At 74.2% G+C, this 18,928-nt stretch carries 22 protein-coding genes and 1 tRNA gene; 14 read left to right on the top strand and 9 right to left on the bottom strand.

Translation table 11 applies throughout. The features are described from left to right. The coding region (locus IF73_RS0132130; RefSeq protein ID WP_031014031.1) for a hypothetical protein at window positions 1-651 on the bottom strand (651 nt) is incomplete at its 3' end. Window positions 652-833: 182 nt separating this feature from the next. On the opposite strand from IF73_RS0132130, the gene IF73_RS0132125 reads away from it, so the two are divergent. Both IF73_RS0132125 and IF73_RS0132120 read left to right on the top strand, forming a co-directional pair. Then, window positions 834-2,186 (top strand): NAD(P)/FAD-dependent oxidoreductase, encoded by a 1,353-nt coding sequence (locus tag IF73_RS0132125; protein ID WP_078868370.1) that lies wholly within the window; start codon window positions 834-836, stop codon window positions 2,184-2,186. A gap of 21 nt (window positions 2,187-2,207) precedes the next feature. Further along, complete coding sequence (locus tag IF73_RS0132120; protein WP_107049369.1) at window positions 2,208-3,173, top strand: sigma-70 family RNA polymerase sigma factor; 966 nt, start codon at window positions 2,208-2,210, stop codon at window positions 3,171-3,173. A gap of 144 nt (window positions 3,174-3,317) precedes the next feature. Here the strand turns inward: IF73_RS0132120 and IF73_RS0132115 are convergent, their stop codons facing one another. Then, complete coding sequence (locus IF73_RS0132115; RefSeq protein ID WP_031014028.1) at window positions 3,318-3,959, bottom strand: hypothetical protein; 642 nt, start codon at window positions 3,957-3,959, stop codon at window positions 3,318-3,320. Between the two features lie 139 nt (window positions 3,960-4,098). Here IF73_RS0132115 and IF73_RS0132110 point away from each other — a divergent pair, with 139 nt between their 5' ends. Genes IF73_RS0132110 through ligD form a run of 3 tightly spaced genes read left to right on the top strand, consistent with a single transcriptional unit; the run spans window position 4,099 to window position 6,442 of the window. After that, window positions 4,099-4,752 (top strand): DNA polymerase ligase N-terminal domain-containing protein, encoded by a 654-nt coding sequence (locus IF73_RS0132110; protein ID WP_031014027.1) that lies wholly within the window; start codon window positions 4,099-4,101, stop codon window positions 4,750-4,752. A gap of 7 nt (window positions 4,753-4,759) precedes the next feature. After that, window positions 4,760-5,521: a hypothetical protein gene (locus IF73_RS38195; RefSeq protein ID WP_051717525.1), complete on the top strand. Its 762-nt coding sequence runs from the start codon at window positions 4,760-4,762 to the stop codon at window positions 5,519-5,521. Between the two features lie 12 nt (window positions 5,522-5,533). Next, window positions 5,534-6,442 (top strand): non-homologous end-joining DNA ligase, encoded by a 909-nt coding sequence (gene ligD, locus IF73_RS0132100; protein ID WP_031014026.1) that lies wholly within the window; start codon window positions 5,534-5,536, stop codon window positions 6,440-6,442. Window positions 6,443-6,633: 191 nt separating this feature from the next. Here ligD and IF73_RS0132095 read toward each other — a convergent pair whose 3' ends face one another. Beyond that, window positions 6,634-7,026 carry a hypothetical protein gene (locus IF73_RS0132095; RefSeq protein WP_031014025.1) on the bottom strand — a complete coding sequence of 131 codons (393 nt, stop codon included), beginning with the start codon at window positions 7,024-7,026 and terminating at the stop codon, window positions 6,634-6,636. 120 nt (window positions 7,027-7,146) lie between these two features. Here IF73_RS0132095 and IF73_RS0132090 point away from each other — a divergent pair, with 120 nt between their 5' ends. The 3 genes from IF73_RS0132090 (at window position 7,147) to IF73_RS0132080 (ending at window position 9,034) form a co-directional block, all read left to right on the top strand. Next, the gene (locus IF73_RS0132090) at window positions 7,147-7,839 is read left to right on the top strand and encodes a helix-turn-helix transcriptional regulator (RefSeq protein WP_031014024.1); all 693 of its coding nucleotides are present in this window, start codon (window positions 7,147-7,149) and stop codon (window positions 7,837-7,839) included. A 32-nt stretch (window positions 7,840-7,871) separates the two neighbouring features. Continuing rightward, window positions 7,872-8,360, top strand: coding sequence for a DUF3291 domain-containing protein (locus tag IF73_RS0132085; RefSeq protein ID WP_031014023.1), 489 nt, complete (start codon window positions 7,872-7,874; stop codon window positions 8,358-8,360). A 230-nt stretch (window positions 8,361-8,590) separates the two neighbouring features. Next, window positions 8,591-9,034 carry a hypothetical protein gene (locus IF73_RS0132080; RefSeq protein ID WP_031014022.1) on the top strand — a complete coding sequence of 148 codons (444 nt, stop codon included), beginning with the start codon at window positions 8,591-8,593 and terminating at the stop codon, window positions 9,032-9,034. Between the two features lie 635 nt (window positions 9,035-9,669). Here the strand turns inward: IF73_RS0132080 and IF73_RS0132075 are convergent. Together IF73_RS0132075 and IF73_RS0132070 are read right to left on the bottom strand one after the other, a co-directional pair. Then, a complete protein-coding gene (locus IF73_RS0132075; RefSeq protein ID WP_234338402.1) occupies window positions 9,670-10,410 on the bottom strand; it encodes an NIPSNAP family protein in 741 nt (246 codons plus the stop codon). Between the two features lie 90 nt (window positions 10,411-10,500). Continuing rightward, entirely contained in the window at window positions 10,501-10,929 is a 429-nt protein-coding gene (locus IF73_RS0132070; protein WP_031014020.1) for an Rrf2 family transcriptional regulator, read from the bottom strand. An 86-nt stretch (window positions 10,930-11,015) separates the two neighbouring features. Between IF73_RS0132070 and IF73_RS0132065 the strand changes: the two genes are divergently transcribed. Continuing rightward, window positions 11,016-11,243 carry a hypothetical protein gene (locus tag IF73_RS0132065; protein WP_031014019.1) on the top strand — a complete coding sequence of 76 codons (228 nt, stop codon included), beginning with the start codon at window positions 11,016-11,018 and terminating at the stop codon, window positions 11,241-11,243. Between the two features lie 10 nt (window positions 11,244-11,253). After that, window positions 11,254-11,868, top strand: coding sequence for a hypothetical protein (locus IF73_RS0132060; protein ID WP_051717528.1), 615 nt, complete (start codon window positions 11,254-11,256; stop codon window positions 11,866-11,868). A 54-nt stretch (window positions 11,869-11,922) separates the two neighbouring features. Here the strand turns inward: IF73_RS0132060 and IF73_RS0132055 are convergent, their stop codons facing one another. Continuing rightward, a complete protein-coding gene (locus IF73_RS0132055; RefSeq protein WP_031014017.1) occupies window positions 11,923-12,927 on the bottom strand; it encodes an ArsR/SmtB family transcription factor in 1,005 nt (334 codons plus the stop codon). Window positions 12,928-13,059: 132 nt separating this feature from the next. Here IF73_RS0132055 and IF73_RS0132050 point away from each other — a divergent pair, with 132 nt between their 5' ends. Together IF73_RS0132050 and IF73_RS0132045 are read left to right on the top strand one after the other, a co-directional pair. Next, window positions 13,060-14,037 (top strand): hypothetical protein, encoded by a 978-nt coding sequence (locus IF73_RS0132050; protein ID WP_078868368.1) that lies wholly within the window; start codon window positions 13,060-13,062, stop codon window positions 14,035-14,037. A 42-nt stretch (window positions 14,038-14,079) separates the two neighbouring features. Then, window positions 14,080-14,670, top strand: a complete 591-nt coding sequence (locus IF73_RS0132045; protein WP_051717524.1) for a GNAT family N-acetyltransferase — start codon at window positions 14,080-14,082, stop codon at window positions 14,668-14,670. A 26-nt stretch (window positions 14,671-14,696) separates the two neighbouring features. Here the strand turns inward: IF73_RS0132045 and IF73_RS0132040 are convergent, their stop codons facing one another. Further along, entirely contained in the window at window positions 14,697-15,182 is a 486-nt protein-coding gene (locus IF73_RS0132040; RefSeq protein ID WP_031014014.1) for an SRPBCC family protein, read from the bottom strand. Between the two features lie 134 nt (window positions 15,183-15,316). Between IF73_RS0132040 and IF73_RS0132035 the strand changes: the two genes are divergently transcribed. Both IF73_RS0132035 and IF73_RS0132030 read left to right on the top strand, forming a co-directional pair. Further along, a tRNA-Trp gene (locus tag IF73_RS0132035) sits at window positions 15,317-15,391 on the top strand. Between the two features lie 72 nt (window positions 15,392-15,463). Beyond that, window positions 15,464-16,150 carry an HAD family hydrolase gene (locus IF73_RS0132030; RefSeq protein ID WP_420706596.1) on the top strand — a complete coding sequence of 229 codons (687 nt, stop codon included), beginning with the start codon at window positions 15,464-15,466 and terminating at the stop codon, window positions 16,148-16,150. On the opposite strand, the gene IF73_RS0132025 is transcribed toward IF73_RS0132030, so the two are convergent. Continuing rightward, entirely contained in the window at window positions 16,106-16,849 is a 744-nt protein-coding gene (locus IF73_RS0132025) for a hypothetical protein (RefSeq protein ID WP_031014012.1), read from the bottom strand. The genes IF73_RS0132030 and IF73_RS0132025 overlap by 45 nt on opposite strands. Window positions 16,850-17,001: 152 nt before the next feature. Continuing rightward, entirely contained in the window at window positions 17,002-18,726 is a 1,725-nt protein-coding gene (locus tag IF73_RS0132020) for a PP2C family protein-serine/threonine phosphatase (RefSeq protein WP_031014011.1), read from the bottom strand. Window positions 18,727-18,928 lie beyond the last annotated feature (202 nt).

Below are 18,928 nucleotides of genomic sequence, written 5' to 3'. Positions count from 1 at the left end.
GGGGCGGGGGTGGGGGAAGGCCTCGGCGAGGGGGGTCGGGTGGGTGTAGCCGGTGGGTTTGCTGGTGAGGTGCCAGACGCGGTCGTCGGCTTCGCAGCGGTAGGAGCGGGATTCGGGAGGTCGGGAGTCCGGCTGGGCGGCTCGGGCGGTGGCGACGTCCTCCAGGGCCGCCGCGGCGCGTGCGGCCGTCGGGTGCTGGACCTTGCCGCAGCGGCATTTGCTGGTGCCGACCAGGGGTTGTTCCGGGGCGCCCGGGGGCAGGTCGGCGTGGGCGGCGAAGTACGGGAGGTCGGCGGTGCGCAGCCGTCTCCACCAGCCGACTCCCGGCCGGCGGAGGAAGTAGGCGCGGACCCCTCCGCGTTTGGAGTTCCGGACGTCCGACGTGATCATGATGACCGCTCCGGAGGAGTGGAAGGCTTCCAGGCGGGCGCGGAGCGGGTGGACGGTCGTCTCGACCTTCCAGCCCGCTTCCTCCAGCACGGGGCCGAACGGGGCGATCCGTTCGCCGGGTGCCTCTCCGGGGATCCTGGGCGGTGCGACGCCGTCGCGCGCGGCTCGTTCGGCGCGGGTGAGCTGGTGCTCGCGGATCAGGGCGCGGGAGACGAGGAACGTCGCGCTCGGCGGGGCGGGGCGTGGGGGCTGTGCGCTCATCCTGGTTCCCGTCGGCGGCTCGAACCTCGCAGGGGAATGATCATTCTTGCAGTTCCGGTCGGCGGGGGCCGATGATCGGCGCTCGCGGGATGTGACCTGTATCACATCGAAGTTCTGTCAGGGATCGGGGTGCTGTCCCGCTCAACCGTCGGGAACGAACGACACCGACAGGAGTGACTCTCATGAAGCACCGCATCGTCGTCCTCGGCGCCGGCTACGCCGGTTCTCACGTCGCCGGCGCCCTGGCCCGTCGACTGTCCCCGCGGGACGCCGAGATCACCGTCGTCAACGCCGAGCCGGACTTCGTCCAGCGGCTGCGGCTGCACCAGCTGGCGGCCGGACAGGAGATCGACGCCCCGCCGCTCGCCGACGTCTTCGCGGGCACGGCGGTACGGCTGCGCCTCGGCCGCGTCACCGGCGTCGACCCCGAGCACCGGACCGTCGCCGTGGCCGACGCCGAGGGAGGCGGCGAACTCGGCTACGACACCCTGGTGTACGCGCTCGGCAGCCACTTCGCCGTCGACGGGGTGCCGGGCGTCGCCGAGTACGCCTTCGACGTCAGCGCACGTCCGTCCGCGCTGCGGCTGCGTGAGCGGTTGGCGGCCCTCGACGCGCGGGGCGGGGAGGCGCACGTGGTCGTCGTCGGCGACGGGCTGACCGGGATCGAGACCGCCACCGAGATCGCCGAGTCCCGCCCCGGCCTGTCCGTGACGCTGATCGCCCGCGGCGAGCTGGGCGCCCGGCTCTCCGCCGGCGGGCGCGACCACCTGCGCGCGGCGTGCGACCGGCTGCGTGTCACCGTCAGGGAGCACACCGAGGTCGAGGCCGTCGAGGCGGCACGGGTGCGGTGCGCGGACGGCACCGTGCTCGCGGCCGACGCGACGGTGTGGACGGCCGGGTTCGCGGTCGGGCCGCTCGCGGCCGCCGCCGGGCTCGACGTCACCGAGCACGGCCGGATCGTCGTCGACCGCACCATGAGGTCGGTCTCGCACCCGGACGTCTACGCCGTCGGTGACAGCGCGTACGCCCTCGGCGACAACGGCCTGCCGCTGCCGATGTCCTGCGCGACCGCCGGCGCGACCGGCATGCAGGCCGTGAACGCGATCGTGGGACGCCTGAGCGGGGGCAAGATCGCCCACGCCAAGCTGGCCTACGTGGCCAACCACATCAGCCTCGGGCGGCGGGACGGGATCCTGCAGATGGTCGACGGCGAGGGGCTGGCCAAGAAGACGTACGTGGGCGGGCGGAGGGCCGCGCGGATCAAGGCCGGCATCCTCTGGATGTCGCTGTGGGCGACTTCGAACCCGACGTTCGGGCTGCCGCGCCGCAGCCACCGGGTGGCGGCCGCGGCGGCGGGACCGGCGGGATCGGCGGCCTCGGCGGGGCCGGTGACGTCGGCGGGGCCGGTGACGTCGGTGGGATCGACGGCCTCGGGGGGACCGGTGGCGTCGGCGGGATCGACGGCCTCGGCGGGACCGGGGACGTCGGTGGGATCTGTCGCGGCGGCCGGATCTGCGGAGAAGGCCGTTGCGTGAGGGCCGGTCGGGAAGCCTAAGGTGATCCGCGTGGACCACATCCCCGCCGACGGCTTCGACACCAGCCGGTTCGAGGCCAGCCGGAACCGGCTGGCCTCGCTGGCGTACCGTCTCCTCGGCTCCGCCACCGACGCCGAGGACGCCGTCCAGGACGCCTTCCTGCACTGGCAGGCCGCCGACCGGCAGTTGATCAAGGTGCCGGAGGCATGGCTGACGAAGGTCGTCACCAACCTGTGCCTGGACCGGCTCCGTTCGGCCCAGGTCCGCCGCGAACGCGCCGCCGGCGCCTGGCTGCCCGAACCGCTCCTCGACGGCGATCCCATGCTGGGCCCGGCCGACACCTTCGTCCAGCGCGAGTCGGTCTCCCTGGCGGTGCTGACCCTCATGGAACGCCTCTCGCCGCTCGAACGCGCCGTCTACGTCCTGCGCGAGGCGTTCTCGTACAGCCATGCCGAGATCGCCGGCATCCTCGACATCACCGAGTCGGCCAGCCAGCAGCACCTCCACCGCGCCCGGCGGCGGGTCACCGCCGAACGCCGGCGCGGCGCCGACGAGATCGACCCGGCGTCGGCCCGCGAAGTCGTCGAGGAGTTCCTCGCCGCCGCCTCCTCGGGGCGCACCGATCGGCTGGTGGCGCTGCTCACCGACGACGCGACCGCGATCTCCGACGGCGCCGGTCTGGCCGCGAAGCTGCTCCGGTTCGACACCGCGGAACGGATCGCCACCGTCGCGCGCGCCGGCTTCACCCCGACACCCGCGAAGCGGCGGCTGGCCGGCGGCACGCCCGCGATCCACTACGCGGTCGTCAACGGCGGCCCCGCCGCCCTGTTCGTCGTCGACGACCGGGTCGTCGGCTCGGTGACGTTCGACCTGGCCCGCGGCAGGATCTCGACGGTACGGGGCATCGCCGCGCCGGCCCGCCTCGCCCGGCTCACCGAAGCCTGGCGGCGGCACGAACCGGAGGCGCCGATCGTCGCCCGGTGGTGACCCACGGGGCGTACCTGCGCGCGGTCGACGTCGGCGGGGCCGGTCCGGCGGTGCGTCGGTCCGCCGGTCCGCGGGTCCCTCGGTCTGCTGGTCCGCCGGTCGGTCGGTCCGTCGGTCTGTGGCCCCGCCGGTCCGTCGGTGGGGTCACGCGGCCCGCAGCTCCTGCGCCGCGTCCTTCGAGAGGCCGACGCGGACGAGCGCGGCGGCGAACCTCGCGTGGTCCTCCGGAGGGACGCGGTGGCCCAGGCCGCTCGGCGTGTGCGGCAGGCCCAGGTCCTTCGCCACCTCGCACGCGCGGTCGTCGAAGTACGGGCGCAGCCACGGCCAGACCGCCTGCACCTCCCGGCAGAAGATGTCCGCGCCGACCGGACCGATCCGCGGCACCTCCTGGACCAGTTCACGCAGGGCGTCCGCGTCGCCGTCGGCCTCGTCCCGCATCCTGCGGAGGTCGCCGTGCCAGCGTTCGAGCACGAGGTGCGCCCCGTCGCCGAGGGCGGTGGCGGTGCTCTCGTCGTACCGCACGTAGTGGGCCCGGCCGAGGGCGTCCACCCGCTCCTGCCAGCCCGAGCGGGCCATCGCCCGCGGCGTCCGGAACCCGGCCCGGGACAGCTCCCGCGCGGCCGCGACGGCCGTGTCGGCGCTGATCCGGATCGAGCAGAGCACCGTGAGCACGAGGAGCCGGTACAGCGGGGAGGGCTTGTCGCGCAGGGTGATGCCCGCCTGCTGCGCGTAGGTCCGGCCGTACTCCGACAGCAGTCGTGAGGTCATCGTGTCGGCGGCGGTCATCGCCCGCACACCTCGCCTTCGTACGTCTGAGCAGGTGTCCTGTGCCGGGGCGGCTGCCCCGCATCGCCGCCGTCATTCCGGGCGTGGTGTCGTCACCTGATCCGCGGGGTAGTCGCGGGGCCGGAGAGGAAGGACGGCCATGGCCGCATCGGACGGGACGCTGACCGAGTACCGACGGAAACGGGACTTCCGCAGGACGCGCGAGCCCGAGGGGAAGAGCGGCGGAGGGGACGGGCGCGAGCCCGTGTTCGTGGTGCAGATCCACGACGCCACGTCGATGCACTTCGACTTCCGCCTTGAGGTGGACGGGGTGCTCAAGTCCTGGTCGGTGCCGAAGGGCCCCTCCGGCGATCCGCACGACAAGCGGCTGGCGATGCCCACCGAGGACCACCCGCTCGAGTACCGCGACTTCGAGGGGACGATCGCCCCGGGCGAGTACGGCGCCGGCACGGTGATCATCTGGGACGAGGGCCGGTACGAGAACCGCAGCACCGACCAGCGGGGCCACGAGGTCCCCTTCGCCGAGGCGCTGGACGCCGGCCACGCCTCCTTCCGGCTGGCGGGGCGCAAGCTGCACGGCGACTGGGCGCTCACCCGGTTCCGCAAGGGGGCGGACGGGGAGCGGGAGGCGTGGCTGCTGGTCAGGCACGGCCGTACCGCACACGGCACCACGCCTGACCCCCGGCGGGCGCGCTCGGCGCGTAGTGGGCGGACGCTAAAGAAGGTCGCCGAGGAGGCGGAGTCGGGCAAGGAGGCGGAGCCGGGCCGGGAGGAAGAGACAGAGGGAGGCTGAGGCCGCAATGAGCGTGCTGGACCGGCTGTCCGAGGCCGACCGCGACCGGCTGCGCGGCGCGGAGAACGGGGCCCTAGAGTTCCGTGAGCCGCAGCCGATGCTCGCCGTGCTCAGCGACCCCCGGACCTTCGGCGACCTCTTCGACCTGCTGCGGCTGGACGGCCGGAGCGTCACGGCCCTGCCGGTGCGCACCCGCACGTCCCCGCTCCACTACGCGTTCGCCTTCCGGCTCCCGCTGCGCTTCACGCCCCACCGCGTCGGCCGTGACGGCCGGGACCTGCCGGCCGACGCCTGCGGACGCGGCTGGGAGGGACTGATCGCCGAACGGGCGGACGGCCCCTCCCTGCACGGGCGCTGCACCGCCTGGCTCAAGCTCACGTGCGCCGCCGGCCAGGAGCTGGTGGTCGGCGACTTCACCGAACCGGCCGGCAGGCGGGCCGGATTCGGCGCACTGCTCGTCGGCCACTACCAGGGCGAGCGGCTCCGGTACGCGGGCAAGGTCAGTACCGGCTACGACACGGCCACCCTGCGCCGGCTGCGGGGACGGCTGGACCGGCTGGAGCAGGACCGCTCGCCGTTCGCCGACGACGTCCGGGAGCGGGCCGTGCACTGGGTCAGCCCCGAACCGGTCGTCCAGATCGACTTCACCGAGTGGACCGGCGCAGGGCGGCTCCGCCCCCCCGCTACAAGGGCCTGCGCGGCGGCAAGCGGCTCACCGACGTCGTGCGTGAGCGAGGCGCGCCATGACCACCACCGACATCGTCCGTGAGCGAGGCGCGCCATGACCACCACCGACATCCGTGTGAGCGGCCGGACCGTCGAGATCAAGCGAGCGGGGAAGGAGCTCTTCCCCGACGACGGCATCACCAAGGCCGACCTCGCGGACCATTACCGCCGGGCCGGGCCGCGCATCCTGCCGCACCTGCGCGGACGCCCGTTGATGCTGGAGCGCTACCCCGACGGCATCGGCGACGGTCGTTTCATGCAGAAGGACACCCCCGACTACTTCCCGGGCTGGATCCACCGCGCGGAGCTGCCCAAGGAGGGCGGCACCGTCACGTACGCGGTCTGCGACGACCTGGCCTCGCTGCTCTACCTGGTCGACCAGGCGTGCATCACCCCCCACCGCTGGCTGTCCAAGGCCGACCGGCCCGACCACCCCGACCGCCTGGTCTTCGATCTCGACCCTCCCGGCGACGACTTCGAACCGGTCAGGTGGACCGCCGCCCTGCTGCACGACCTGCTCGACGAACTCGGCCTGCCGGCGGCCCTGATGACCACCGGCTCGCGCGGACTGCACGTGGTGGTCCCGCTCGATCGCCGTACGGCCTTCGACGAGGTACGGGCGTTCGCCGCCGACGTGGCCGGACTGCTCGCCGCCCGGTACCCGGACCAGCTCACCACCGCGGCGCGGAAACAGGCCCGCAAGGGACGGCTCTACCTCGACGTCCAGCGCAACGGCTACGGCCAGACCGCCGTCACCCCCTACGCCGTCCGCGCCCGCCCCGGCGCCCCGGTGGCCACCCCGCTGAGCTGGACCGAACTCGACGCCCCCGACCTCACCCCGCGGCGCTGGACGCTGGCCACGCTCGGGGAGCGCCTGGAGGACGACGACCCCTGGAAGCGAGAGCTGCCCCGCGGGCGCTCCCTGAGGGCGGCCCGTGGACGGCTGGAGAAGCTGACCTCGTGAGCTGGTGTGATCATGAGAAGCGCCGCCCGGACCGGGCCCCCGACCCGGCCGACCCCGCCGAAACCGGACGATCCGACGGGCCCCCGGGATCCGCTTGATCCGTCGGAGCCCCGCCCCGCGCCCCCGACCAACCCCTTCCCGCCCGGCACGCCGACGCCACCGCGGCCGGAACCGGCCCCCGATCCCGGGAGCTAGAGACCGAGAGGGGGTGACCCCAGCAGCGTTTCGAAACCGGCGGCCTGGCAGTAGTCCGAGACACGGCCTTCCGCCTCGACGTCGCCGAGCCGGACCGCCAGCGAGGTCTCCTCGGCCAGGGTGCGGCCTCCCGTGACGTGCTCGTCCCGGAGGGGCCTCGTCGCGGCGTAGACGTTCTCGGCGGCCGGGCCGATCTTCTGGTACGCCGCGCTGTCCGGCGTCTTCGCGCCCTCGGCGCGCGACGCGTCCTGCCACACGCCCAGCGCCGTGCAGTACAGCTGCCGCGACTCGGTCGACCGCTGCCGGTCGGCCCCGTCCTCGGACGACGAACACCCCGTCGCCACCGCCATCACGGCGAGGACGGGAACGACGATTCTGTGCACGCGCACGCCATGCCCCCGGCTGTGGGTCGCTCCACTCGTCACGGAAGTCTGAGAGAACCCGGCAGCAGGCTACTCCGCCCTGCCCGGGCTTCTATTTCCCATCTGCGTTGTCACTAGAATGCCTGGATGAAGGACATCGACGCGATCGCGGTGCTGCAGGATCCGGTGCGCCGCCGCCTCTACGAGTACGTGGTCGCGCAGGGCCGCGAGGTGGGGCGTAACGAGGCCGCCGAGGCGGTCGGGGTGGCGCGGACGCTCGCCGCGCACCATCTGGACCGGCTGACCGGGGCCGGGCTGCTGGAGAGCGGCAGCCGCCGCCTCTCGGGTCGGTCGGGGCCGGGGGCGGGGCGTCCCGCCAAGGTGTACACGCGGGCGCCGGGCGAGCGGTCGGTGTCCCTGCCGGGCCGTGACTACCGGACGGCGGCCGAACTGCTCGCCGAGGCTGCCGAACAGGCCGGCCTCGACGTCGGGCTGAGCGCGGCCGCGCGCCGCCGGGGCGAGGCCCTGCGCGGCTCGGACGAGCCCTGCGCGGGCCTTGAGGAAGCCATGGCGATGCTGGCCGCGCGCGGCTACGAGCCGCACCTCGAAGCCGCCGGCCGGGAGGGGGAGGGTGTCGGCGAGGACGCTTCGTCCGTCATCCGCATGCGCAACTGCCCCTTCCATGCCGTGGCCGAACGCTTTCCGCCGCTCGTCTGCGGCATGAACCTCGCGCTCATCGAAGGGCTGATCGGTGCCGACGGCCCCGTTCGGGCCCGCATGGACGCCCGGCCGGGGGAGTGCTGTGTGGTGGTCGAGGCTTCTAAAAACAATCAAGATTGACATAGAAAAGTGCGCCGTGCTGGGATGAGGCCATGACCGCATCCCCGCCCGCCGTGCCCGCCGTCCACCTCGCCCAGCTCAACGTGGCCACGCTCCTCCACCCCCTCGACGACCCGCGCATCGCTCCCTTCGTCGAGATGCTCGACCCGGTCAACGCCGCCGCCGACAGCGCGCCCGGCTTCGTGTGGCGGCTCGTGGAGGACGGGACGGACGACGCCACCGGGCTGCGCCCCGCGGGCGAGAACGTCATCGTCAACCTCTCCGTGTGGGAGTCCCAGGAGGCGCTGTGGGACTTCACCTACCGCAGCGGGCACCTGGAGGTGATGCGGCGGCGCCGCGACTGGTTCGAGCGGCACGTCGAGGCGCACCTGGTGCTCTGGTGGATCCCCGCCGGCCACGTCCCGACCGTCGGCGAGGCCCTGGAGCGGCTGGCGGACCTGCGGGCGCACGGGCCGTCCCCGCGCGCCTTCACCTTCGCCTCCTCGTACGCCGCGGCCGAGGCCGCAGCGCGGGGGCGGTAGCCCGCGCAGAAACGCGCTCGGGGTCGCGGGCGCGTCAGCTGGTCCCGCAGCGCACGGTGCGCGGCGGGCGGACGGCGTCGTCTGCGAGCATCGCGGGATGACGACCCCGGCTTCTCCCGTGCCCGACGCGCCGCGCTCGCCGACGCGTTCGGATTCGGCCGTGTCCGTGCCGGCGACGCTGCTGGACCGTTCGGTGGCACGGATGGCGGAGGCGGCGGCAGGCGGAGCACGTGGAGGAGCCGGGCGCCGACGACGACCTGGCGACGGCGACCGTACGCCATCTGACCGTGGAGCGGGGCGGAAGCCGGCTGACCGCCCTCCTCCAGCTCGTTGTCGACCGCGGGTTCGCCGTCGAAGAGCCTGCGCCCCCCGCCCTGTTGAACGTGTGGCTGGACCGGGTCGGCGACGTCGACTTCGTTCCCTCCGGGACAGGGGGAGTGACCCTGGACGCCGGATCGCGGGAGATCCGGGTCTTCCTCGACGGAGGTGGACTGCTCCGCGCGGCCGGTGGCGAGTGCCACCTCGACGACCGCTCATGGCACCTGTCGGCCGCCGGTCGGCGCGCGGACGCGGTCACGCTCCTCGCACCGGCCGGTCCGGTCGTCCGCGTCAGCCGCCCGGCGGAGACCTGGGATCCGACGCGCGCGCGGCCGCCACGCTGCTGCGTCACGTGAGGGGGGAGCTGCGTTCCGTGCGCTACCCCGAACACGCGGACCGCGTTCCCGTGCGCGGGTTGTGCCGGGCCCTTTCGGGGGCGGGAGAGGCGATCCTCGCCGCCGGGGCGCACGTTGACGCCGACGGCCGGGAGGCGGCCTTCCGTGAGGTCGTCCTGGGGTGGGCCGCCCGGGGCGGCCCCCGCCTCGCCCGCCGGTTCGCCCGCGTCCTCGGGAGGGAGGCGGGGCGAACGGACCTCATCGAGGCGCCGCGGGCCCGCCGACCGGACGCCGCCCTCCCTCGCCGCCGGCGCGCCGGTGTGCGGCACGCCGTCACGGGCCGCGCTCGTCATGGCCTCCTGGACGGCGGCGCACACCGGCCACTGGGTGGAGCGCCCGGCTGTCGCGCAGCTCCAACTCGCCCTGCCGCCCCGCCCCGCCCCGACGCGCCCGCTCCGGGGCGCTGGCGGCCGCGTACGGTCAGCTGCGTCGAGCCGGAAGCCTTCCGCCTCCGGACCGCCGCCTTCGAGGGCGAGGGCCCGCTCGCCCAGGTGGGAACGCCGACCGCGGCCCGCGGTCTCGATCTGCACCAGGGGGCCCTGCGGGTCGCCGCCGAGGGCGGCTGGAGCGCGTCCCTGAGCCGACCTCCGTGGGCGCTACCGCAGCGTCGAACGACGGGTCGGTGCCAGCCGAAGGCGTTGCGGCGCCCTCGCCCAACGTGCGGAGAGCGTCGGCAGTACTTCCTCGCGCCAGCGGTCCGCCTGCTCCAAGCGCTCCAGATGCCGGTCGAGGTGGGCTTCGTCGGTGAAGCGCGCGAACCAGACGAACACCTCCTCGCCGAGCCGTACCGGCAGCGCGGGGAAGGTGTTGGGAGCGTGTTCCGACTGGAGGTACGCCAGGGGCTCGCAGCCGGTCTCGGAGAGGACCGGGCGTACGCGCTCCTCGAAGAACTCGACGAACGTGGCGTCGAACGGACCGTGTCCGTACCAGATCGTCGCGAGGACGAGCGATGGTGGGAGGGGCGCCGGCTCCCCGGGGGCGGGCCGGGTGCCGACCGGTACGGGGAACCCGCCGGCCGCCGAAGCGGGCCGGAGCAGCAGCACGTCATCGGAGTCGATCATCGTCGCGTTCGCCTCGTCGCGGTGTGCCGCCCAGACCGGACCGCCGTAGAAGCGCTCCAGGGCCTCGGTGCGGGAAGCCATGCCCGCGAAGCCGCGGAGCCAGACGAACCGGTCGGGGTCGTCCAGGTCGCGGAACTGTCCCAAGAGGGCTGCTCCCCCTGCCTCTTGGGACTCGACGAACTCCCGGTCGAACAGGTCGATCAGGTCGTCTCGGCGTCCGGGGCGCAGTGTGTACTGCCGCAGTTCGACGACGGGACACCACGGGGCTTCCACCACTCTTGCTCCTCGTTCGATTGCTGGAACAGAATTTGTTACAACAAGCGGCATGGCGACCGGCCGGCGGTGCGAACGCCCGTCGGCCTTCGGTCAGTTCGCCAGCGACTCGCGCAGGACGTCCGCGATCGACGTCGCCGCCAGCTCCTGCCGCAGGGCGGCCTCGACGCGGCCGTAGACCCCGCTCAGGGCGGGCCGGATGCCCCGGCCGACCGGGCACTCCAGGTTCGGCTCGGTGCGGTGCAGGCCGAACGGCGGCTGCGCGTCGACGGCGTCGTACACCTCCAGGAGGGTGATCCGCTCGGGGGCGCGGGCCAGGCTCCAGCCCGCGCCGGCGCCGTGACGTACCTCCACCAGGCCGGCTCGCCGCAGGTCGCCGAGGCTGCGCCGGATGATCACCGGGTTGGTGTTGACGCTCGCCGCGACCTGCTCCGAGGTGAGCACCTCCTGGCCACGGCGCCGCGCCAGCGCGAGCCAGGCCAACGCGTGCGTCGCGATGGTCAGTCGGCTGTTCGCCGCCATCGTCACCACCCCCTTGTCGCAACAGCTTCTGTTACAGCCGTCTCAGGTGTCAATGGCCTTCGAAGGCCGGGAGGTCGGCGCCGTGCGTGGCCGGCTTCGCGGCGGCCGCCGCGCTCGGCGGCGGGCCGGTGCTCGGCCTGCCGGCGACGCCATGGCTCCCCATGGCCCTGAGCCGGCGCGCCCGCCTGTTCACCGCGATCCCCTTCGCCGGGGCCGCCGCGATCATGACGGCGCCAGAACGGCCGGCACCCTCGCCGCGCCGCCCGAGCGGATCGGGCGACCGGTTTAAGGCGGCTCTCATGTGGGGCGCCTAGCGTGCGCCGCATGGACACGAAGACGACCGAGAAGACCGAGGCGACGGCAGCGACGCCAGCGCGCCCGGAGAGCGACCTCGTCGAGGACGCTGCCGTCGACGACGGCGCGAAGCCGCTCGACGAGTTGCACGACGACGAGAGCGAAGGGAGCGACGGGAGCGACGAAGGCGACGCGCGGGACGAGGGCGACGAAGGCCACGAGGGCGATGCGCGGGACGAGGGTGAGGGCGCGGCTTCCCTGCCGGGGGCCGGCGGCGTCGGCGCCGCCGCCGCTGCCGTCGTCTCGGCAGCCCTGTCCGTCGTCGCCCTCACCGGCACCTGGACCGGCAGGGTCGTCGCCGAACGCGAGACGCTCGTCGGGCAGATCAAGACCTCCGGGAGCGGCACGCCCGCCCAGCAGATCAGCGAGATCTACGGCGACGCCTGGCACAGCACCGCGCTGGTCAACGGCGTCTTCGCCCTCCTCGCCGTGATCGTCGCCGTCCTGGTGCTGACCCTGCCCCGGCGTCCGGTGTGGGTCCGCGCCGTCGCCGTCGCGGGGGCCGTCCTGGGCGGCCTCGGGCTGCTCCTGTCGGTCGGCACCTACTTCGACCTCTTCCTGAGCCTCCCGACGGCAGGCTCCTGACGCCCCGGCGGGGCCTGCCCGGGTGGCCGGGCTCCGCCTCACGCGGGGACACGCTCAGACGGCCGCCGCCCCCGCCAGCAACGCCTGCCCGAGGGGCGTGAGACTGTGCAGCACCGCCGTCCCCGTACGGACCGTGTCGATCAGGCCCGCGCCCCGCAGGACCGCCGCGTGCTGGCTGGCCGCCGCGAGGGAGACGGCCGCGCGTTCGGCGAGTGCCGTCGTGGTGGCCGGTGAGCGCAGCAGGCCGAGGATCCGGGCCCGGGTGCCGCCGAGCAGCGCCGCCAGCGCCTCCGGCCGCTCGTCGGACGACTCGGCGGCGCCGGAGTCGTACAGCGGGTAGACGAGGACCGTCGCCGCCTCGGGGCGGTACATCACCATCGGCCCCGTCGCGAACCACGAGGGGACGAGCAGCAGCCCCCGCCCGCACAGCGGGATGTCGTACGTCGACGCCGACGGCAGGTGCAGCGTCGGCGCCTGCCACCGCCAGGTCGTCCCGAGCGTCGTCAGCAGGGCGTCGACACCACCGCGCAGCAGCATCTCCGACCGCAGCGCGCGGTCGGTGAGGGCGTCGCGGCGGATCCGGGGCCAGAGCGGCTCCACCGACGACTCGAAGGAGCGGCGGGCGTCGTCCAGCAGGGCGCGGAGCGCGGCCGGCGACCCCTGCGCCAGCTCGTGCGCCCACCGTCCCGGCCGGGCCAGACCGCCGTTCCAGCCGGAGACCTCGGGGATGCCGAGATCCAGTGCCAGCCGGTCCGCCGGCGTCGACGCGGCCGCCGCCAGACCGTCGGCGAAGCCGGGGGCCGTCGGCTGCAGCAGGAAGTCCGGTACGAAGCCGTCCCCGGCGACCAACTCGGCGAGCACACCCGCCCGCGCCACCGCGCCGCCCGGCAGGGAACGGCGCCACTCCCGGACGGCGGACCGCGGACGGGGACCCGGGCGCGGCCCCGGCCCCGGCCCCAGCGCCGCCCGCACGCTCAGCACGGTCTCCGACAGCGCGTTGGGCGCCGGAGCGAGCGTGATCCGGCACAGATCGGCGGCCGTGAAGTGAAGACGGATCATGCCGACCGATTATCCGCCCGGCGGACCCTTTCACCCAGGGATGAAAGGCAGTGCGCTCCGCACGAGGGCCCGGCACGCTCCTGTCGACACCCACCCCCGCCCCTGCGCCGACTACCGCCGGAGGTCGCACCGATGCGCCGTATGCCCGCCCGCACCACCCGCACCGCCTGCCTCGCCGCCACCATCCTCCTCACGACCCTCGCCGCCGCGCCCGCCCCCGCCGGCGCGCGCGAACTGCCCGACACGTACGTCGTCACCCGCGAGGCCGGCGTGCTGCCCGAAGGGATCACGGTCACCCCCGACGGCACGATGTACGTGTCCTCCGACGGCCTCGGCACCCTCTACCGGGGCCGCGTCGGCGCCCCGGACCTGAAGCCGTTCCCGGCACGCGGCCTCGCGGACCGGCCCAGCACCCTCGGCGTGCACACCGACCGGCGCGGCCGGCTCCTGTCCGTGGGAGGCGCGACCCTGACCGTCCACGACCGCCACGGGCGCCTCCTCGCCACCCGCACGGCCCAGGACGGACCGCTCGGCGCGCCCCACCTCAACGACCTGGCCGTGACGAAGGACGCCGTGTACGTGACCGACTGGGCCAACCCGGTCATCCACCGGGCGGAGCTCCGGGGCGACACGCTCGGTCCGCTCGAACCGTGGCTCGACATCCGCGCCGCGTTCCCCCAGTTCCCGGCCCGCTACTGGCTGTTGAACGGCATCGTCGCCGACGAGACCGGCACCACCCTCCTCGTGGCGTCCAACGGCACCGAGGCCGTCTGGCGGATCGCCACCGCCGACAAGGACGTCAGCCGACTCGACCTCGGCGACCAGTCCTTCGGCGCCGACGGCATGGTGCTGCGCGGCCGGACCCTCTACGCCGTCCTCAACTACGGCGCCCCGCACGGCGTCTACATCGCCCGGCTCGACGAGGACCTGCGCACGGGCACGGTGACCCACCGCCTCACGGACGAACCCTTCGACCTGCCCACCACACTCGCCAGACACGGCTGCCGCCTCTACGTCGTCAACAGCCAGCTCGACGAGCCGCCGGGCCGGCCCCCGTACACCGTGACCGCGATCGACGACCCGACCTGCGGGACCGCGACAGCGCCGTAAACCGATCGACACCCCGAGCCCCGATCGCGTTGGCTGGCCGGCATGACAGAACTGCGCACCGAACGTCTGCTGCTCCGCCGGTGGCGCGAGTCCGACCTCGAACCGTGGGCGGCCATGAACGCCGACCCCGAAGTCCGGGAACACCTCGGCGACCCGCTCACCCGCCCGCAGAGCGACGCCGTCGTGGCGCGCATGCGGGCGGACTTCGAGGCGCGGGGCTTCGGTTGGTGGGCCCTGGAGGTGCGGGCCACCGGCGCGTTCATCGGCCGCGTCGGCCTGGACGTGGTGGGCGACGACATGCCCTTCGCGGGCGTGGACATCGGCTGGCGGCTGACCCGCTCGGCATGGGGACACGGCTATGCCACCGAGGCCGCCCGGGCCTGCCTGACCTTCGGCTTCGACGTCCTCGGACTGCCGGAGGTACTGGCGTCGACGACCGTCGGCAACGTCCGCTCCCAGTCCGTGATGCGCAGGATCGGCATGACCCGGAACCCCGCCGACGACTTCGAGGACCCGAGCGTCCCCGAAGGTCCGCTGCGCCGCTGCGTGTTGTACCGCACGTCGGCCGGTCCGCGTCCTGTCGGTCCGCGGCCCGCCGGGGGACGGCCCGCCGGGGGACGGCCTGCCGGGTGACGGCCGCCGGTGAGGGCGCCCGGCCCTCAGGCCCCGGCGGTCGCCGTCCGCGCGATGCGTTCGAGGGTGGTGCGCATGCCGGCCCGGTTGACCTCCGCCCGGCGGGCGGTGTCGGTTCCGGCGAAGAGCACTCCGAGGAGTACGGCGATCCGGGCGCGGTACCCCTCGGTCCGCAGGTCCTGCCAGAACTCGGTGACCCGCGTGCCCGAGCCCGCCGGCTCGAACCGGTAGCCCCAGCGCGCGATCGGCAGCCCGAACGCGCTGATGTCGAAGACGAACTCGCTGTCCGCGTGCGCCCGGGTCACGCGTCCGAACGTCGGCCACACGAACAGCCCGCGCCGGTTGAACCCGACGAACCGGGAACCTGCCCGCGCCGGAGGCCGCAGCACCCACACGGACCGGCACTCCGGGCTCCACCGCCCCATGTTCCGGAGGTCCGACACCAACCCGTAGACGACCGAGGGCGGAGCGTCGACCACCACGCTCTCCTCCAGGCTCCACTGCCGGTCCATGGCCCGCTCCCCTCACCCCGTGCGACACCGTCGCCCACGTGTTACCCGCGCGTACGTTAGTGGGTGCGGCGAACTCCTGTCCCACCGGCCGTCCAGATGTCCCGCAGGGCGTTCTCGTAGGATGCCCGGCGGACGGGGCCGTAGCGCAGAGGTCGACGCGCGCGGTCTCCAAAACCGCGAGGACGCCGGTTCGAATCCGGTCGGCCCCGTCCGCCGAACAAGTCCGAGGGGTTCCTGGCCGCGCGGATGGGTCGCCCTTCCCCCGACGACAGGAGACGCACATGACCGACGTGACCCAGACCTGCCTCGTGCTCGACATCGGCGGCGTGCTGGAGTTCACGCCGGACACGGGATGGGTGCAACGCTGGGAAGAGCGCCTGGAGTTGCCGCGAGGAACCGTGCACGCGCGGATGCACGACATATGGCGGGCCGGAAGCCTCGGCGGCATCGGCGAGCGGGACGTGCACGAAGCGGTGGCGTCGCGGCTGGAGCTCGACGCCCCACAGGTCGAAGCCTTCATGGCCGACCTCTGGACGGAGTACCTGGGGACACCGAACGAGGAGCTCATCGACTACGTCCGAGGGCTGCGCGGACGCTGCAGGCTGGGCATCCTCAGCAACAGCTTCGTCGGCGCCCGGGAGCGGGAGACGACGCTGTACCGCTTCGACGAACTGGTGGAACGGATCGTCTACTCGCACGAGATCGGCATCGAGAAGCCCGACCCGCGCGCCTTCGACGCCGCGTGCGCCGCCCTGGACGTGCGGCCGGAGGACTGCCTGTTCGTCGACGACGTCGCGGTCAACGTCGAGGCGGCGCGGGCGGTCGGCATGCAGGCGCACCTGTTCGAGGACAACGCCCGGACCATCACGCGCATCGAGGCCCACCTCGCCGCCGGCCCCCTCGCCCCGGCCGCGCCGAACCCGTCAGGCGGAACCCGATCGGGTCGGCCCCTGCCGAGCGGGGCCTGACCGGTCCCCGCTCTCCGGGGCCGGCTGCCCGCCGTCCCTGGTGAAGAGCAGCCACGCGTTCAGGGCGGCGTGGAGTTCGATCACGTCCGCCCGGTCGAGGACCTCGCCCATCGCTCCGACGCGCAGCCGTACGCCCTGACCGGTCACGGTCCACCCGACGGGCAGGCGCCGCGACGGCGTGAGGGGGGAGCCGTGCGCCAGGGTGCGCAGCATCGCGGCGACGCGGGGCGGGAGCTCCCTGGGGCGGGGTACGGCCGCGCCGACGACGCGCTCGGGCCGGGAGGGCAGCCCGAGGGCGGTGCGGAAGGCCGTGATGGCCGCTTCGAGCGACTGGGGCGTGGAGGGCGCCGCGTCGACGAACGCGTGGATCAGCTCGCGATGGCGCACCGCGGGCCGGGGCGGGTACTCGCGTACGTCCACGCGCACGACCGACGGCGGGATGAGGATCCGGTCGTACCCCTTGCGCGTGTACGAGGCGTGCTGCTGGCGCAGGTCGGCGATGGGGCGGGCCAGCGGGTTCTCGCCCCGGAAGTCCGGGAGGGGGGTCGTCAGCGCGACCGACGGCACGGGCGGGGCGATCCGCGGCAGCTTCCCGTAGAGGCCCTGGGCCCGGTGCAGGACGCCGCTCTCGGTCACCAGGACCGTCACCTGCCGGGTGAGGGTGTCGTTGCCCAGCCGGAAGCCCACCGTCAGCGTCACTTCTGTCCCCTTTCCGCCGAGACTGCCACGCTAGCGAGTGGTGCGGGCGGCGGGGAGCGGATTCGCCACCTTCCTGCCCCTGCCGGTGAAAGACGGCCCTCCTGGTGAAAGGCGGCCCGCTCGGTCAAGAAGGGCGCCCGGCGGGCGCTGCGTCAGTCGACGCGGATGGCCAGCATGCAGGCGTCGTCGTCGTGGCCGGACTGCTGCTCCGGGTCGGCGAGGATCGCGTCGATCAGGTCCTGGGGCGCCGCGTCCGGGACGGCGGCGACGAGATCGGCGAGGCGCGCGATGCCCTTGGTGACGTCCTCGCCCCTCCGCTCCACCATGCCGTCCGTGTAGAGGAGCAGCAGGTCGCCGGGGCGCAGGTGCGTCGTGGTGGTCTGGTACGCGTAGCCGGGCAACGCCCCGAGCAGGGGCCCGCGTTCGCTGGTGTGGAGGGGCTGGGCCCGCCCGTCGCGGAGGAGGATCGGGGCGGGGTGGCCGGCGTCGGCCCAGTGGAGGTCGCGGGCGTCGTCGATGTGGCCGGTCACCATGGTGGCGGTCTGCTCGCTCGGGTCGCTGCAGACCAGCTCGTTGAGCCAGGTCGTGATCTCGCCGGCCGAGGCCCCGGTCTGGGCGAGGCCGGCCAGGGCGTGGCGCTGCTGCGACATGCGGGCGACGGCGTCGAGGCCGTGGCCGGCGGCGTCGCCGATGGCGATCAGGACCCGCCCGTCGGGAAGGAGCCGGCACTTGTACCAGTCGCCGCCGACGGCCGCGTCCGGTTCGGCGGGCGCGTACGAGGCCGCCACGGTCAGCCCGACCGCGGCCAGCGCCTCGGAGTGCGTCGGCAGCAGCGCCTCGCGCAGGGCGTCCGCCACCCGCCGTTCGACGCGGGCCTGACGCCGGAGCCGGTCGGACTCGCGCTCCGTCTCGGCGAGCCTGCGACGGCTGCGGATCTGCGGGGTGAGGTCACGGGCCACGAGGTTCAACGCCCAGGGCCGGCCGTCGGTCCCGGCGACCGGGCGCCCGAGGAGGTCGAGCGTGCGGACCTCGCCGAGGACGAGGAAGCGGATGCGCGTCCAGGCCGGTTCCTCCCCGGCGAGGACGGACGTGAGGAACTCCGCGAACGCGGTGAGGTCGTCCGGGAGCAGGGCGTCGCAGAGCTGCTCCAGCGACCAGGGCATCCGGATCTCGGCGTGGAAGATCCGGCTCAGCCCCTCCGACCAGGTCACCTTCCCGGACAGCAGGTCCCAGTTGCCCCACCCCAGGGAGGCGAGGTACTGGGCGTCGATCGTCAGGAGCTCGGTCTGGCTCTGCACCGGCCGCCAGGTCGCCAGCACCTGCTCGCCGCAGCGGGCGGCCGAGTAGAGGAGCGGGGCGCGGTGCAGCCGCCCCAGGCGGAGCTCGGTGTAGTCGACGACCCGGCCCTCCAGCGGCCCGCCGCCCGCGACGACGTCCGCGAGCCCCGCGAGCAGCCCGCTCGTCGCCGCCCCCGGCCGGGCCTCCAGGAACCGCTGCCCGACCTGCCGGTCCGGCGCCTCCAGCCACTCGGCCGACCGGATCCTGTTGCCGGCGACGATACGGAAGTCCCGTACGGCACCGCTCTCGTCGTGTACCGCTTCGAGCAGCACGGCGGACGCCGGGATCGCGTCGAGGACGGAGCACGTACCGGTGGCGCCGCGGTCGTGCGTACTGCACAGGCAGCCGTTCTCGGAATCGCCCCGCACGGGCAGGCTGGGAGTCGGCGAGAGCGCCTGCACCGAGGCGGTGACCTCCTCCCCGGGCACGGGAGCGGCCGGCCGGTCGGCGGTACGGCGGACCGCAGACCGCAGACTGGCCACCTCCTCGCCGAGGAGAGCCTTCAGGTCCCCGACCGTGTCGGGCAACGGAAATCCCATGATCACCCTCGCCTCCCGGGGCCGGTGGACACACCACCGGGCCGGCGGCCCCGACCCCGCCACCGCCGACTCACTCTCCTCGGCGCCTGCCCGCTGCCCCAGGGGACATGCGCGCGGATCGGAGGAGTGCCGCCCGACGAAGCGAGCGGCGTCGGGAAGGCCGCCTACGCGGCGGGGTCGCACGCCCCGACCAGGGGCGCGT

Source organism: Streptomyces sp. NRRL F-5727 (assembly GCF_000719555.1).
Taxonomy (GTDB): domain Bacteria; phylum Actinomycetota; class Actinomycetes; order Streptomycetales; family Streptomycetaceae; genus Streptomyces.
This window is presented reverse-complemented; position numbering and strand designations above follow the sequence as displayed.